Genomic DNA, 13419 nt, shown 5'->3' with positions numbered 1-13419 from the left:
TTGCTATCAGCAAAAAAGCGGTTATGAGTCTAACGCATCGTCCGCAATGGCGTACTTAGGGTCTTCAATAACATTCACTTCAATGAGTTTTCTCGCTTTGTGTAACAGCTTAATACACTCAGGACTTAGGTGGCGTAAATGTAAGGTTTTACCTTGTTTCATGTACCGTTCGGCGAGCGCGTCAATCGCTTCAATGCCGGAATGGTCAGACACACGGGAGCGGGCAAAATCAATAATCACTTCTTGCGGATCGTTAACTGGGTCAAAGTGATTGCGGAAATTATGGATAGACGCAAAAAATAAGGGCCCGGTTGGTTTGTAAATCTTTACGCCGTCTTTTTCTTCAATGTCAAAGTGCATGTTTTTGGCGTGTTTCCAGGCGAAAACAAGCGTAGACATAATCACCCCAACGATCACCGCAATAGCCAAATCGGTTAAAACGGTCACAACAGCAACGGTAATGCCGACCAAGGTATCGGATAGCGGGATGCGGCCTAATAAGCGGAAGCTGGCCCACTCGAAAGTGCCTAAAACGACCATGAACATAACACCGACCAAGGCGGCAACGGGGATCATTTCGATCAGTGAAGAGCCGACTAGAATGAAGGCTAATAAGAACAACGCAGCGGTAATACCCGATGCCCTGCCGCGCCCGCCGGAGTTAATATTGATCATACTTTGACCAATCATTGCGCAACCGCCCATGCCACCAAAAAAGCCGGTGGCGATATTGGCAACGCCCTGACCAACACACTCTTTATTACCGCGACCACGTGTTTGAGTTATTTCATCAATCAGGGTAAGTGTTAATAACGATTCAATAAGGCCAATAGCGGCAAGAATAAGTGCGTATGGGAAAATGATTTTTAGCGTTTCTAAACTCAGTGGAACACTTGGGATATGAAATTGAGGTAGGCCGCCGGCAATGGTCGCCATTGGGTCACCGGTCATGTCTTTTAGAACGTCTTGAACGATACGTAGGTCCATGTCTAGGCCGACGGATAGCGCCACGATGGTCATAATGGCAGCAAGTGAAGAGGGAATTGCCTTAGTCAGCTTCGGTAAAAAATGGATGATGGCCATGGTGAGCGCAACCATGCCGAGCATCATGGTCATTTGATTACCTTGTAGCCAAGTCAATTCACCTGTCGTAGGGTCCAAGAATTGGAACTGCTGCAGCTGAGCCATAAAAATAACAATCGCTAAACCATTTACAAAGCCCAGCATCACAGGATGAGGCACTAGCCGTATAAATTTACCCAGCCGAAATACACCGGCGAGTATTTGTAGAAGCCCCATTAAAACAACGGTAGCAAATAAATATTCAACACCGTGGGTGGCAACTAAGCTGACCATCACAACGGCTAAAGCCCCGGTGGCACCTGAAATCATTCCGGGACGACCGCCAATCGCAGCGGTGATTAAGCCAACCATAAAGGCGGCGTATAAGCCGACCAGAGGTTCAACACCAGCCACAAAAGCAAAGGCAACGGCTTCTGGAACAAGTGCAAGGGCAACAGTTAGGCCAGAAAGCAGGTCGCTTTTTAAGCTTTGCGTACGAGAAATAATTAGCTGAAACATGAGGGTCTGCAGAATTGTCTTAAAATTGTGGGCGTGATTATAGCAGAAAGTTGTGCAGTCGCAGCATTCATAAAAGCTTCACTCAACGGTAACCCATCTGTCACAAAGACTCTTTAAGATGTGTGCCAGTTAAATCAACTAAAGGAAAAGTGATGATAAGCAATATGGAAGAATTAATGGGCCCAGCTAAGAAACTGACCGAGTTAAACAGAGCGCGAGTTGAAAAGGCGGTGGAAGCACAGCAGTTAGCGGCTCAAGAATATATGGTGTTGGCTGAGGCTCAGTTTAAGGCAGCGGTTGATATAAAAGACATGCCGAGTTTGAAAACCTTTATGGCTGGTCAATTGGAGTGCGTCCAAAGTAGTGTTGAGAAAATAGTGGCCGACAGTAAAGCCTTACTTGAAGCGGCCAAATCATATAACGAAGAAGTGATCAGGTTATTACAAGAGGGTAATAAAATGATGGTTCTGGAAACGACGGAAACAGTTAATAAAACGGCTAAAAAAGCTGCCTAAGACGCAAGGATTAGCAGGAGTTTGACCGTACAAGGATGTACACCTGTTTTTTAATGGCTAACTTGGTTAACAGCGAGGCTCTTTATTTAACCTTGCGTGCCTTAGAGGGGCGGCCTTTTACCTTGCCGTTGGCTAGGTAGTTCAGCGCTTGACGCACGACCTCGTGCTCAAGAGCTACATAGCTTGAGCGATCAAAAATATCAATTTTGCCAATTTGCGAGCCATTTAATCCGGCGTCGCCGGTTAGTGCACCCAATATGTCGCCGGGGCGAATTTTGTCTTTGCGTCCACCATCAATCTGAATTGTTACCATGGGTGGGTACAGTTTAAACGTGGTGTCACGGTCTAACGATTTTGGGCTATCAATTAAGCAGGGTTTTTGTTGGTATTGCTCGATGGCATTGACTCGGATTTGTTCGTGTTCTGCAAACAGGCTCATGGCCAGTCCCGTTTCACCCGCGCGTCCAGTCCTGCCAATACGGTGGACGTAAATTTCAGGATCACGTGGTAATTCGTAATTAATGACCATGCCAATAGACTTAATGTCTAAACCACGTGCAGCAACGTCGGTAGCAACGAGTACAGAACAGCTATTGTTGGCAAAACGAATCAAGACTTGATCACGTTCGCGTTGATCGAGGTCACCATGAATGGCTAGCGACTCTATGTTGTGTTCACGTAGGAACTCCGCCATTTCGCCACATTGTGCCTTCGTGTGACAAAAGACAATCGCCGTTTTTGGCTGGTAGTGCTCAAACAACGCTAACAGTGTGTTGTTGCGTTCATGTTTTTTAACTTGGTAAAATAGTTGTTCAATGACGTCTTGCTGATGGTCAGACTCAACTGTTACGGTCACAGGGTCTCGCTGAATAGAGCGACACATCTGTTTAATAGCGTCTGGGTAGGTGGCTGAGAATAATAAGGTTTGTCGAGCACTGGGTGTGTGCTTAATGATATCGGTCATCACATCGGCAAAGCCCATGTCAAGCATCCTATCGGCTTCGTCCAACACCAAGGTTTTTAATTGACCGATATTTAACGTGCGTTTTTTTAGGTGATCTTGGATCCGACCAGGTGTACCCACCACAATGTGAGCACCGTGTTCTAATGACCCAACTTGCGGACCAAACGGTTTGCCACCGCACAGTAACACCAGTTTGATATTGGGAACGCTACGTGCCAATTTTCGAATCTCTTTGCCTACTTGATCCGCTAGTTCTCGCGTGGGGCACAGTATCATGGCTTGTGTGCCAAAAAAACGTGGATTAATTTTATCCAGCAAGCCAATACCAAAGGCAACGGTTTTGCCACTGCCGGTTTTGGCTTGGGCAATAATGTCTTTGCCGTTTAAAACGTGGGGCAAGCTTTGCGCTTGTACCGGCGTCATGTTTTTATAACCTAATGAGCCCAAATTTTTAATTTGAACCGGTGAAATTGACAGAGATGAGAAGCTTGAACTGGACATAGACGTGTTAACTCGATTATTTCTTTTCGACTAAAGGCGAAGCATCAAAGGTAATGCCTGCCCAGCCTGTTTGCATAAAGTTGCGAATATTCTGGTGGTCGTCGCCATCGGGTGTGGCTAAAACGTCGCGGAAAAATTCACCAAAACAAGCCAGTGTTTGTGGCTCGCTAAAGTCATTCATTTTGGCAAAAGCAAATAATTTGCATGAGCCATTATTTTCACCAGCCTCATTATGCACCTTGCCGTTGCTGAAACCAGTGGGTGTGAATTCGTATAAGGCATCGATTATATCCATGCTGTCATTAAATTGTAGTGTCGTCATGGCTTGACGTAATTGTTCAATAGATTTGTTCATCATTAAGCTCGTGACATAAACTTGCCAGTTGAAGTGTTAATTTTAACGACCTCGCCATTATCAATATACTCAGGCACTTGAACTTCTAACCCAGTGGACAAAATGGCCGGTTTAGTGCGCGAAGTGGCTGAGGCACTTTTTAAACCAGGCGCTGTATCGGTGATTGCTATGCTGATAGTCGTTGGTAACTCAATCGCCACTAACGCGCCGTCCAATAAAATGCCAACAATACTCTCCAGTCCTTCGCTTAGGTACTTAATTTGATCTTCAATATCATCGCTATCTAGGGTGTACTGTTCATAACTCTCTAAATCCATAAAGGTATAACTATCGCCATCTTGGTATGAATACTGGAGCTTGATGCGGTCGCAATCCACGTCTTTTAAGAAGTCACCGCCTTTGAACGTTTCATCGCGTTTTTGCTTGGTTTTTAAATGATTGAAACGGACCTTGTATAAGGTGGATGCACCGCGTGAAGATGGGTTGCGTACATCAATGCTTTTAACGGCGTATGGTTCGTCATTGACTTCTACGACCATGCTGCATTTTAATTCACTGGCTTTTGGCATGAGGGCTTCCTCAGTTTTTGATAGCGGCGATTATACAGTCAACGCCCAGCCTTCGTTAGCAGCTTATCTAATTGATTGGCGAAGGTTTGCCGATCAGTGTTATTCAGAGGGGGTGGGCCGCCACCTATTTCAAGCCCACTTGAGCGCATGGTTTCCATAAAGTCGCGCATGTTGAGGCGATCTTTAATGTTCTCTGTGGTGTACAGTTCGCCGCGCGGGTTAAGTGCTGTGCCACCTTTTTCGATGACCTCAGCCGCTAAAGGAATATCACCGGTGATGACCAAATCGCCAGCGCTCATTCGTTTGACAATCTCGTTATCGGCCTCATCAAACCCAGCGCTGACACGCAAGAATGAAATATACGCCGACGGCGGTACTCGAACGACTTGATTAGCCACCAATGTGGTTTGGGTTTTGGTGCGCTCAGCGGCACGAAATAGAATCTCCTTAATCACCACCGGACAAGCGTCGGCATCGACCCAGATAGTGTTAAGCATAAAATATAACCGTCTTTATAGCCAAAGCGTTAATGATCATGAGCGGCGGCTGCAGAATTCGGTAAACGGATTCTCTCAACCATATCTTGTACGCTTTGAGGCGGCGGTGGTGTCATGCTCGACACGATAAAGGCAACAAGGAAGTTTAAGCACATGCCGATGGCACCAATACCTTCTGGCGATATGCCAAACAACCAGTTTTCAGCCGTGTTAGCGGCCATTGGTTCAATGAAGATACCTTTAAAGTAAATGATGTAGCCCATGGTGAAAATCAGCCCTGTGAGCATGCCGCAGATAGCGCCGTATTTATTCATTCGTTTGCTGAAAATACCCATAATCAGCACGGGGAACAACGAAGACGCCGCTAAGCCGAAAGCGAAGGCGACCACCTGCGCCACGAAGGCGGGTGGGTGTAAACCTAAATAACCAGCCACCATAATGGCAAAAGCAGAGGTTATTCGGCTTGCGCGTAGTTCTGCCTTATCGCTGATCTTTGGCATAAACGTGCTTTTTAGTAAGTCGTGCGAAATACTCGCAGAAATAACTAAGAGTAAGCCGGCAGCTGTTGATAAGGCGGCGGCAACACCACCCGCGGCAATCAGCGCGATTACCCAATTCGGCAGTTGCGCAATTTCTGGGTTAGCCAGCACCATAATATCGCGATCAATATAAATCTCGTTAGCGAAGGGAGCGCCATTAACGATCTCGCCGTTAGATGGGTTGGTCACAACTCGCTCGCCCAATTCCCCGCGCTGTTCGCCGTTAAAAAGGGGCTTTCCCTTACCGGCGAAGGCGTTACCCGCTGCGTACTGTAATTTGCCGTCAGCATTGTGGTCAAACCACGCCAGCAGACCCGATTTCTCCCATGTTTGGAACCAACTGGGCATGTCCGTGTATAATGTGCCTGTGTTGTCGGGGCCGTTGATGCTGTTAATAATATTCAAGCGGCTGAGTGAGCCAACAACCGGTGCAGTGGTATAGAGTAGGGCAATAAAAATCAATGCCCAACCGGCAGACTTTCGGGCATCCGATACCTTAGGTACGGTAAAAAAGCGCACGATCACATGTGGCAACCCTGCAGTGCCGACCATTAAGGCAAGCGTGATAGCGATAACGTCAATCATAGACTTATCGTTAAACGGTTCCGTGTAAGAGCTAAAGCCTAAATCAATTAAGGTATTGTCTAGGGCGTCCAACAAGAAGCCTGAGCCATCCGACATTTGACTGCCAAAGGCGATTTGTGGAATAGGGTTGCCGGTAAACTGCATAGCCATAAAAATAGCCGGTACAGAGTAAGCAAACATCAGCACAACGTACTGCGCAACTTGTGTGTAGGTAATGCCTTTCATACCGCCGATAACGGAGTATATAAATACAATACCCATGCCAAGGTAAAGGCCTTGATCAATCGGCAATTCTAAAAAGCGTGAGAAAACGATGCCAACACCGCGCATTTGCCCGGCGACGTAAGTGAAGGAAATAAAGATCAAACACATGACCGCAATAACGCGCGCGGCACGGGAATAATAGCGCTCGCTGATAAACTCGGGCACGGTGAATTTGCCAAATTTACGTAAATAAGGTGCTAGCAACATGGCGAGCAATACGTAGCCGCCGGTCCAGCCCATTAAATACATGCCAGCTTCATAGCCTAGGTAAGATATTAACCCCGCGAGTGAAATAAACGATGCGGCCGACATCCAATCTGCCCCGGTCGCCATGCCGTTAACGATTGGGTGAATACCTTTGCCGGCAATATAAAAATCACCTGTTGTTTTTGCTTTGGCCCAAATGGCAATGCCGATATAGAGTGCAAACGTAGCGCCAACGACCAAGTAAGTTAATGTTTGTAGTTCCATGATTTAATCGTTTACGTTGTGTTTAGCGTCAATTTCACCCATCTTCTTTATGTAATAAAAAATCAATAGAACGAATGAAATAATGGAGCCTTGCTGGGAAAACCAAAAGCCGAGTTTAAAACCGGCAAATTCAAAAGCATTGAGTTGCTCAACGAGGATAATGCCAAATACAAAGGAGACAAGAAACCAGATACATAATAACTTTAAAATAAGACGAATATTATCCGCCCAGTACGGGTCAGTATTAGCCGACATGGAACCCTCCGGTTGTGGTCGTTCACGTTCTTTGCGTGAAGTTATCGGGGCTTACGCCTTGGAGCGTAAACTGTATTATTGAGCTGTATTATTGTGGATAAAAGTTTGTGATGCAATGCGTGATCGTTGACGAAGTAAGCGGTCGTTTTCCCCAGGTGCTGCCAAACTAATAACTAACGCGCTTTTGCTTAAGGTGAAAGCGGGAAGCTTGCTGCTGATAAGCACAAAAAACCTCAACAATGAGCAGGTCTTACGTTAGTTGAATCTCTTTTTTGTCATAAAAGACGTAACAATTTTTACCGCTAGTTTTAGCTTGATACATAGCGGTATCAGCCTGTTGCAGAAGCTCGTCGGCCGTTATATCGTAATCCTTGATAAAGATAGAAACACCGATACTGGCTGACACCTTGGCTTGCATATCGTTTATTTCAATGGATGTAGTTGCCGCCGCCAGTAACCTGTAGAGGATTAACAAGCAACTGTCATTGTCCGTCAGCTCAGTTAATAAGACGACAAACTCATCTCCGCCAATACGGGCAACGGTATCCGTTTCACGTACTAATTGGTTCATGTGCTTGGCTAAGGAGACGAGCAGCTTGTCGCCTTCTTCGTGACCAAAAGTATCATTGACCATTTTGAAACCATCGAGGTCGATATAAACGAGGGCTAGGGCTTTTCCATCTCGACGAACGTGAGCCATCGCTTGTTGTGTGCGGTCTTTAAGCAAGGTTCGATTCGCTAAATCTGTTAGTGGGTCGTGAGTGGCTGCATAATTCAGCGCTTCTTGGTGGCGAGCTCGTTCGGTGATGTCAGAAAAAAGCCCAATATAACTGGTGACCAGTCCATTGGTGTTTTTTACAGCTACAACGGTAACTTGTATGACGAGCGTGCTGCCATTTTTATGTCCGTTTGAGACTTCGCCAGACCACCGTCCTGTATCGAGAACCTCTTGCCAAGCTGCGCTATGCGCCTTAGGGACCAGAAAACGAGAGTTTCTACCAATGGCTTCTTCTTTTGCATACCCTGTGATGCTGGTAAAAGCATTATTCACGCGAATAATCATACCGTCGGTATCGGTAATGACAATTCCTTCAAAGGTATGAGTGAAAACGGAGGCGGCTAATTGCGCGTCTGCAAGTGCTTGTATATGTTCGTATTGTAGTTTCAACATGCGTTTTGCTACGTTTATTCGTGCTTGAAGCTCAACGTTTTTAAACGGCTTTGCAATAAAATCATTTGCTCCTGCGGCAAGCCCTTCGGCAATATCTTCAGCTTCGCTGCGAGCGGTGAGCAATAAGATATAGGGTGGATCTTCAGTTGCTTGCTGTCGGATGCGTTGGCTTAATTGCAACCCATCCAGTTTTGGCATTTCCCAATCCAGCAGTAGAATACGTGGCGGATCATCTTGCTGTAGTACGGCCCACGCGGCTTCGCCATCCTCAACTATTATGGGTTGAAGTCCCCAGCGAGTTGTCATCGCCTCAAGTATGGAACGGATGGTTAGGTCATCATCGGCGATTAGAATTTTCATGCGGAGTCGTTTTCGAGAGTTTCTTGTAATAGCCTAAAGCTACTGGCTAATGTCTTTAAACCATCAGCAACGGGCTGCAGGTCTCCCTCCTTGGCAGATATTTCCATGTTTTTAGCCAGCTGCGCTAGCGCATTAGCGCCAGTGCTGGCGGCAGAGCCTTTAATTTTATGTGTAATGGCACCAGCACTGCTGGCATCGGCGTCGGCTAGCGCAAGCTCTAATTGATCTAGTTGCGAAGGTATCTCGCTGATAAAAGCGGTGATGACTGACTGAATTGTCTCTTCATCACCGAGTAAGTTTTGTAGCACGCTGTGATCAAAAATCAGCTCCTTTGATGGCGGTAACTGAAGTTTTTTTGATGCTTCAAATGCTAACGCGTCTTCACTTAAACAATCCCTTGTCTCTTCGTCGACAGGGCGATCTTTGTTCTGCTTTGGCAACCATTTATTTAAAGCGCTGAGCAATAGGCTTGGGTTAACTGGCTTTGCGACGAAGTCATTCATCCCGACGGCGAGACAGTGCTCCTTATCTTCAGCCATGGCATTAGCGGTCATCGCGATGATGGGAATGTCGTGTTGCAGAACCCCTGAACTAGTGTCACGAATTATGGTACTCGCTTGGAATCCATCCATAATAGGCATTTGACTGTCCATAAAGACGAGGTCATAACGCTGGCTTGATAGTGCTTCAATGGCTTCTTTGCCGTTATTCACGATAGACACGTTAAGCCCCAAATTCTCTAGCATACCGCGTGCAACCAGTTGGTTAGTGACATTATCTTCTACTACTAAGACCTGCGCGCTGAACAAGTTTAATTTGCGGGAGGGGTGTCGAGTAAGTAAGCGGGCATCGTCAGCTAAGCCATAGACTTGCAAGAGCAGATTATATAAGTCAGATTGGTTCACGGGTTTTGATAGGAAACCGTTGAAGCCAATATCGCGCATTTTTTGGGCATCACCACGGCGTGCTTGAGAGGTGAGCAGAACCAATTGGGTGCTGGCAATATTATCTTGTTGGCGGATTGACTGTACGAGTTGAAGATCATCGGTTTCGGACATTTGCATGTCAACAATGGCCATAGAATATGGTTTGCCTTGTTCAGCCGCATTGCCTAACATTTGTATCGCTTCTTTAGCCGTTTCTACTTGTTGATTAGGGATGCCCCAGAGCGTCAATAGTTCTTTTAACAGCTTTCGGTTGGTGTAGTTATTATCGACAATTAAAATGGATTCGTTGCTTAAGGCGTTGGAGCTGTTGGCTTCAGCACTGTGTTCGCTATCGTATAACGTTACTGCAATAGTAAATGTAGAGCCTTCGTTAAGGGTGCTTTCAACGGCGATTTCCCCGCCCATCAGTTCGACCAGCTGTTTGGAAATAGTTAAGCCTAGTCCTGTTCCGCCGTATTGGCGAGTGGTCGAGCTATCCGCTTGGGTAAAGCGTTCAAAAAGGCCTTGTTGCTGTTTGTACGATAGGCCTATGCCGGTATCAGTAACTTCAACAAGCAGGTGGTGTTGCCCGTTCCTGTTATCAACAACGTGAACGTTAACGGATACTTCGCCTGTGGGGGTGAATTTGATGGCGTTACCGATCAGGTTAATTAATACTTGCCGAATACGGTTAGGGTCGCCTTTATACCAGTTAGATTGAAGTGGATTCGCTGGGCAGATGAGCTCGATATGTTTTTCTTCGGCTCGGAAAGCCATCGAAGCGGCAACATCGCTGATCAGCGCTGCGAGGTCGAAGTCGATGATTTCTAATTCAAGTTTTCCGGCCTCTATTTTTGAAAAATCCAGAATATCATTAATAATAGTCAGCAAGCCGTTAGCACTGTTAGCAACTATTTTGGTGCGCGCATGTTGTTCGTTGGTTAAACCACTATCGAGTAATAAGCTTGTCATGCCGATAACCCCATTAAGCGGGGTACGAATCTCATGACTCATATTGGCTAAGAATTCACTTTTAGCGGTGTTTGCAGCTTTGGCGTTGTTGGCGGTTTCCATTAACTCAATTTCTACCTGCTTCATATGGCTGATGTCCGTACGAATAGCAATGTAACTGTTTAGCTCCCCATCGGCATCTTTAATGGGAACAATGGTGGTGTCGACCCAATATAGAACGCCGCTTTTAGCTAGGTTGCAAACCTCACCATGCCAGACATTGCCAGCAGTTAATGTGTAGAACATCTGCTCAAAGAACTCGCGGGGGTGGTGGCCCGAGTTTAACAGTCGATGGTTACTGCCAATGAGCTCATCGCGTTCATAGCCGCTAATATTGCAAAACCGGTCATTTGCATAGCTGATGGTGCCGGCTAAATCGGTAATAGCAACAATAGCGTGCTGGTCAAAGGCAAATTTCTGTTCAGATAGTTCGTTGAGCGCTTGTTGAATATCGTGGTTATTATCGCTAATGGTTTTTATATATTTCTCACGCACACGAATCATATAGTTAAAGGTCGCTGCTAATTCACCCACCTCATCCGCACGTTCAATCACCACTTGTTGCTGGGATTTTCCTTTTGCGACCGCTTGGGTGACTTCAGACAGTTTAATGATGGGCCGAACGATACGCTTGGCTTGAAACAGAGCGATGGCCGCGGATAACAAAGCAAGAAGAGCTAAGAAGCTGAGTGCAGTTTCTTGTATGTCATTGATAACGAATAGGGCGTCTGCTTGGTTTATTTCACTGAGTAGTAGCCAATGAATATTGCCGATGTTGATACTTGTTTTGTAGCCGAATACAGTCAAGCCATCGGGCCCAAGATAAGGTTCTAAAAGAGTCGCATCTAATGGTTTTTTTTGCTGCCAGTCTTGCACGGCTTGAGAGTCAACTTTCCGCAACAATACTTGCTTGTGGTCATTGATAGGGCTGAGTAAAAGCCCCGTATTATCGACTAGGTAATGGCGGTGAGTAGAATGAAACTCTTGGGATTCTTGGGATGAGTAAAATGTTGAGACTTGTTGGTACAGCTGGTCGAGCTTAATTTGAATGGCTAAGACGCCGACCTTGTCTCCATTGTCATCCAATAGTGGCGCGGTTAAGAAACCGGCGAGCATGTTATTGCTCGGCGCATAACGTTCAATGCCAGAAAAGAGCGAGCGACCGCTATCGAGGGTTTGTCGGACCGATTGAGCAAAAAGGGTGCTGGAGTGGTCGCCGATGAATAAATTGCTACCGAGATCTTCTTTTTGGGCGATGGAGAATAGGATGTTGCCAGAGAGGTCAATTAGAAAAATGTCGTATATATAACTGTATTTACGCGTCAAATTCAGCAAGGCTTCTTCATTTGGCGTTTTTTTACGCACCCAGTCATAGCTTTGAGTATATTCTTTAGCGCTGGACTTGCTGTTATCTAAACCGCTAACTAGGGCTTGTAAAAACTCGCTGTTACGCTGGTTTTGAGCTTGGTAATCTAGGTCTTTAAAACGATAGTCAAACCAATTAACAATAAAGGCGGCTTTGGCCTCAGCGGTTTGTGTTAAGAGTATAGCGGCGTCTTGTTTGAGTGCTTGAGTTGCCTGCGATAGGCCTATAGCGACCATCAGTGCCATGGGGATGAGCGAGAGCCCTAAAAACCAGAAGCAGAGGCTCTTTTGTAATGAGTGTTTGGTTTTTGTCATTACTTATTCGCCATTAAAACGGGTGTCGGCAAAGGCGTCGATATCAATCGCTTCAGCGATGATCTTACCTTCTACCGCCAAGTCCATGATTTGCTTCAAGCCGGCTTTATCAATATTTAAGTGCTGGTAATTAATTACCTTCAGTTCAGGGTTTAAGCTGGCGATGATCGCTTCGCGATTGTGTTCGGGAATATGTTTACGCACGATGAGTACGATGTCGTCTAAGGCTTGGCCACCTTTAAGCCGAGCTTGCTCAATATCCTCGCCTGCTTGGCGAATATAGTGCATCACCTCCTTACTGGCGGCAAATTTATTGGCAATGGCTTGGTCACTAGCCAGCGCGATGCACTCAACATGGCCGTTTGGCCAAGGCATCACGTCTTTCGAATACCAAGCAATGTGGCCGAAGTGCTGGGTTTCAACGACATCGGCCCAGGGTAAAGATTGTTCGAAGGCCGATAATTCCGCACGGTTACTCCTTGATTTTATAAAAGCCGGTGCCTTCGGCGGTGCGACGGTAATGGCGAGTACTTCGGCGGGCCGATTGGTGCTGGTCGACATGCTGACGCCGTATTCCTTTAAGTAGCGGTAAAGCACCACACTGTGGGTGGATAACACGTGGGGCATGCCAATTTGCACTGCTTGGCCGGTGGTTTCGTAGTGCTGATGCAACACCGCGGCGATGGCGGCTGTTGGTAGGCGGTCTTTGCGTAAGCGCGGAACGTTGACTTGCTGATTAAATAGGTCGTTAATGGCCAAGGCATTGCCATCACGATGCATCAAGCCGATCCAGCGGAAGTTCGGTTGTTCCCGATACATGTCCATAGCTAAGGGGCTCATGACGAAGGCCATATCAGGCTCGCCGGTTTGGAAATAGGCACGGAGTAGATCCCAATTGCCCATTTTCTCAATGCTAAAATCGGCATGAATCATTTTATCGCGGTAGCGCTCATAGGCGACTAAGGCAGCGTAATGATCCGCTAATGGAATGTACAACGCATGAATGCTTTGTTTCACGTTATTTGCACTGACGCATAAAGAACTTGAGGCCAGCAATATGAGCGCTATAAAGCCTCTAGTAAGGGTAAAAATTTTATGATCTTTAGACACCGTTTTATCCTTAAAACAATCGTTAGCAGATTAAATATAGCAGAAGAAACCGTTTTTTCTACGGA

The 13419-nt window shown here is 46.3% G+C and carries 11 protein-coding genes; 1 reads left to right on the top strand and 10 read right to left on the bottom strand.

Going from position 1 to position 13419, the window contains the following annotated elements:
- Positions 1 to 21: 21 nt before the first annotated feature.
- Complete coding sequence (locus tag AB1Y31_10645) at positions 22 to 1581, bottom strand: SulP family inorganic anion transporter (protein MEW4983633.1); 1560 nt, start codon at positions 1579 to 1581, stop codon at positions 22 to 24.
- Positions 1582 to 1733: 152 nt separating this feature from the next.
- Between AB1Y31_10645 and AB1Y31_10640 the strand changes: the two genes are divergently transcribed.
- The gene (locus AB1Y31_10640; GenBank protein MEW4983632.1) at positions 1734 to 2096 is read left to right on the top strand and encodes a phasin family protein; all 363 of its coding nucleotides are present in this window, start codon (positions 1734 to 1736) and stop codon (positions 2094 to 2096) included.
- An 82-nt stretch (positions 2097 to 2178) separates the two neighbouring features.
- Here the strand turns inward: AB1Y31_10640 and dbpA are convergent, their stop codons facing one another.
- The 9 genes from dbpA to AB1Y31_10595 form a co-directional block, all read right to left on the bottom strand.
- Positions 2179 to 3561 (bottom strand): ATP-dependent RNA helicase DbpA, encoded by a 1383-nt coding sequence (gene dbpA / locus AB1Y31_10635; GenBank protein MEW4983631.1) that lies wholly within the window; start codon positions 3559 to 3561, stop codon positions 2179 to 2181.
- 16 nt (positions 3562 to 3577) lie between these two features.
- Positions 3578 to 3919 carry a HopJ type III effector protein gene (locus AB1Y31_10630; protein ID MEW4983630.1) on the bottom strand — a complete coding sequence of 114 codons (342 nt, stop codon included), beginning with the start codon at positions 3917 to 3919 and terminating at the stop codon, positions 3578 to 3580.
- Complete coding sequence (gene yeiP, locus AB1Y31_10625; GenBank protein ID MEW4983629.1) at positions 3919 to 4485, bottom strand: elongation factor P-like protein YeiP; 567 nt, start codon at positions 4483 to 4485, stop codon at positions 3919 to 3921. The genes AB1Y31_10630 and yeiP overlap by 1 nt, the downstream gene beginning before the upstream one ends.
- A 38-nt stretch (positions 4486 to 4523) precedes the next feature.
- On the bottom strand, positions 4524 to 4982 hold the full coding sequence (locus AB1Y31_10620) for a YaiI/YqxD family protein (GenBank protein MEW4983628.1): 459 nt from the start codon (positions 4980 to 4982) through the stop codon (positions 4524 to 4526).
- A 29-nt stretch (positions 4983 to 5011) separates the two neighbouring features.
- The gene (locus AB1Y31_10615) at positions 5012 to 6841 is read right to left on the bottom strand and encodes a sodium:solute symporter family protein (protein ID MEW4983627.1); all 1830 of its coding nucleotides are present in this window, start codon (positions 6839 to 6841) and stop codon (positions 5012 to 5014) included.
- Positions 6842 to 6844: 3 nt separating this feature from the next.
- Positions 6845 to 7096 (bottom strand): DUF4212 domain-containing protein, encoded by a 252-nt coding sequence (locus AB1Y31_10610; GenBank protein ID MEW4983626.1) that lies wholly within the window; start codon positions 7094 to 7096, stop codon positions 6845 to 6847.
- 250 nt (positions 7097 to 7346) lie between these two features.
- The gene (locus tag AB1Y31_10605) at positions 7347 to 8627 is read right to left on the bottom strand and encodes a diguanylate cyclase (protein ID MEW4983625.1); all 1281 of its coding nucleotides are present in this window, start codon (positions 8625 to 8627) and stop codon (positions 7347 to 7349) included.
- Positions 8624 to 12244, bottom strand: coding sequence for a response regulator (locus tag AB1Y31_10600; GenBank protein MEW4983624.1), 3621 nt, complete (start codon positions 12242 to 12244; stop codon positions 8624 to 8626). Before AB1Y31_10600 ends, AB1Y31_10605 begins: the two co-directional genes overlap by 4 nt.
- A gap of 3 nt (positions 12245 to 12247) precedes the next feature.
- Positions 12248 to 13354 (bottom strand): ABC transporter substrate-binding protein, encoded by a 1107-nt coding sequence (locus AB1Y31_10595; GenBank protein MEW4983623.1) that lies wholly within the window; start codon positions 13352 to 13354, stop codon positions 12248 to 12250.
- Positions 13355 to 13419 lie beyond the last annotated feature (65 nt).

It is taken from the genome of Cycloclasticus sp. (assembly GCA_040743155.1).
Taxonomy (GTDB): Bacteria; Pseudomonadota; Gammaproteobacteria; order Methylococcales; family Cycloclasticaceae; genus Cycloclasticus.
This window is presented reverse-complemented; position numbering and strand designations above follow the sequence as displayed.